2 protein-coding genes are annotated in these 2,767 nt (G+C 70.7%); both read left to right on the top strand.

Annotation, left to right across the window (positions count from 1 at the left end; all coding sequences use genetic code 11):
• Positions 1 to 657: 657 nt before the first annotated feature.
• Positions 658 to 2,199, top strand: coding sequence for a 2-isopropylmalate synthase (locus tag FDZ70_08940; GenBank protein ID TLM71227.1), 1,542 nt, complete (start codon positions 658 to 660; stop codon positions 2,197 to 2,199).
• 47 nt (positions 2,200 to 2,246) lie between these two features.
• A partial coding sequence (locus tag FDZ70_08935) for a phospholipid carrier-dependent glycosyltransferase (protein ID TLM71226.1) occupies positions 2,247 to 2,767 on the top strand: 521 nt, incomplete at its 3' end.

Genomic DNA, 2,767 nt, shown 5'->3' with positions numbered 1-2,767 from the left:
GCTCTGGGCCGCCGCCGCGCTCGCCGCGCTCGCGGTCGCCGTTCGCGAGCTCATGCTGTTCGTGCCGCTCGCCGGCTTGGCCGCCGCGCTGTTCGCCTCGCCGAAGGGCGAGCGCCGATGGGCCGCGCTGCCGTGGGCGGTCTCGCTCGCGGTCTCACTTGCCGTGCTCGGCGCCCACGCGCTCGCCGCCTCAGCCATCGTCACACCGCAGCAGGGGCTCGCCACTTGGGTCGGCCGCGGAGGCGTGACGGCGATGATCGCAGGCATGACCACCGGCGCGCGCTTCCTGGCGGGCGGCTCGTGGATGGCCGTCCCGGTCGGCCTGCTCGGCGTCGCGGCGGCGTTCGCGGCGTTCCGTGGGCGCGACCGCGCGTACCTCGCAGGATGCGCCGTGCTACCCTTGGTACTGTTCCTCTTCGTCTGGAACGGGGCGATCGACGTGGCGACCGGCAAGGCAGTGAACTACTGGGGCGGCATCGTGATGCCGCTGCTGCTCGCGCTCGCTCCCGTCTCGGCCGCGTCGCTCGACCGGGAGCTGCGACTTCGCTGGCGGCGCGGGACCCCGTCTCCGGGGCCGCGCGCCGCGTGAGCTGAGCCGGGCGCCATCGCGCGCCCGGGAGCCCGTAGCCAGTCCCGGCACGAGGAGGCCGAGTCGTGATGGATGACCGCGTTCGCATCTTCGACACCACTTTGCGCGATGGCGAGCAGTCGCCGGGCGCTTCCATGAACACCGCCGAGAAGCTCGAGATCGCGCGCCAGCTGGTGCGCCTCGGCGTCGACGTGATCGAGGCCGGGTTCCCCATATCGAGCCCCGGCGACTTCGCGTCCGTCGTGCAGATCGGCCGCGAGGTCGGCGACGCGTGCGTCGTGTGCGCGCTGTCCCGCGCGGTGCCCAAGGACATCGAGACCGCCGCCGAGGCCCTGAAGGACGTGAAGCGCCCTCGGATCCACACCGGTATCGGAGTGTCCGACAACCACCTCGCCCACAAGTTCAAGATCGGCCGCGAGGAAGCGATGGAGCGCGCGGTGGCCGCGGTCAAGCTGGCGCGCTCGTTCACGGACGACGTCGAGTTCTACGGCGAGGACGCCGGGCGCGCCGACCCCGAGTTCCTCTATCGGATGGTCGAGGCGGTCATCGCCGCCGGCGCCACCGTGGTCAACATCCCCGACACCACCGGCTACGCGTACCCGGACGAGTGGGGTGCGCTCATCCGCGGCCTGTGCGACAACGTCGCACGCATCGAGGACGTGACCATCTCGGTGCACTGCCACAACGACCTGGGCATGGCGACGGCCAACGCCCTGGCCGGCGTGGCGAACGGCGCCCGTCAGATCGAGTGCACCATCAACGGCATCGGCGAGCGCGCCGGTAACACCTCCATGGAGGAGGTGGTGATGGCGATCCGCCAGCGCCCGGACGTGTTCGGGTGCGACACGGGCATCGTCACGCGCGAGATCATGCGCGCGTCGCGCTTGGTCTCGAGCATCACCGGCATCGTCGTCCAGCCCAACAAGGCAATCGTGGGCGCGAACGCGTTCGCGCACTCCTCGGGCATCCACCAGGACGGCGTGCTCAAGGAGCGCTCGACCTACGAGATCATCGACCCGGCCGACGTCGGCGTCGGCGGCTCGAGCATCGTGCTGACCGCCCGCAGCGGCCGGCACGCGCTCAAGCACCGCCTGCAGGAGCTGGGCTACGAGCCCGCCGACGAGGACTTCGAGCGCGTCTACGAGGCCTTCCTCGAGCTGGCCGACCGCAAGAAGGAGGTCTTCGACGAGGACCTCGAGTCGCTGATGAGCGACCGCGAGCGCAGCAGTGAGGACGTCTACAAGCTGGTGCAGGTCCACGTGATGTGCGGCGATCCGGGCGTGCCGACGGCCACGGTCGAACTCGAGACGGCGGACGGCGAGCGGCTCATCGACGCCGACCACGGCACGGGGCCGGTGGACGCGGTCTACCGCGCGGTGAATCGCATGGTCGACGTCGAGAACGAGCTCATCGAGTTCTCGGTCAAGTCCGTGACCAAGGGCATCGACGCGCTCGGCGAGGTCACCATCCGCGTGCGCTCCGCCGACGGCCGCGTGTTCACGGGCCGCGGGGCTCACACGGACATCATCGTGGCGTCGGCCAAGGCGTACCTGAACGCGCTCAACCGCCTGCTGGTCAGCGTCAAGCCTGACGTCTCAGAGGACGTGTGACAGTGCCCGGTGGGCGTTCGGGCGCTGAGAACCGCGCGCGACGGCGGATGAGCGACGCCTCGACGCGTCTTGGCGCGGCGCTCGCGTTGGCGGCCGTTCTGTTGGCGGCGGTCGTCGTCCGGGCGTGGGGGATCTCCGCGGGGCTCCCCTACATCCGGCACCCCGACGAGCCCGTGAGTATCACCACGATGCGCGAGATGATCACCCGGGGCGTCCCGATACCCGATCGGTTCGACTACTCGAGTCTTTCGTACTACGTGAACGCCGCGGCGTACGTCCCCTACCTCTGGCTGACCGGCGGCGTCCACCGTCCGTCGTCGGAGCTGCTGCCCTCGGTCGCGGCGATGGGTGTGGCGCGTGACCCGGATCCCGGCGCCACGCTGCTGTCTCGGATCATCACGCTGCTGTTCGGCGTCGCGACGGTCGGCCTCGCGTACGCCCTGGCGCGCCGGCTCGGCTTGGGCGTTCTCGCCTCGGCGGGTGCCGCAGCCGCAGTCGCGCTGAACCCCGATCACGTCGTCCACAGCCGCTTCGTCGCGCCGGACGTCATCGCGACGTTCTTCGTGAC

This window comes from Actinomycetota bacterium (assembly GCA_005774595.1).
Lineage (GTDB): Bacteria > Actinomycetota > Coriobacteriia > Anaerosomatales > D1FN1-002 > D1FN1-002.
The sequence above is the reverse complement of the archived record's forward strand: the minus strand, read 5'-3'. Positions and strand labels throughout refer to the sequence as shown.

Bases quoted from the DNA above. Each gene is read 5' to 3' on its own strand.
- FDZ70_08940 (TLM71227.1), top strand. From the start codon at position 658: ATGGATGACCGCGTTCGCATCTTCGACACCACTTTGCGCGATGGCGAG.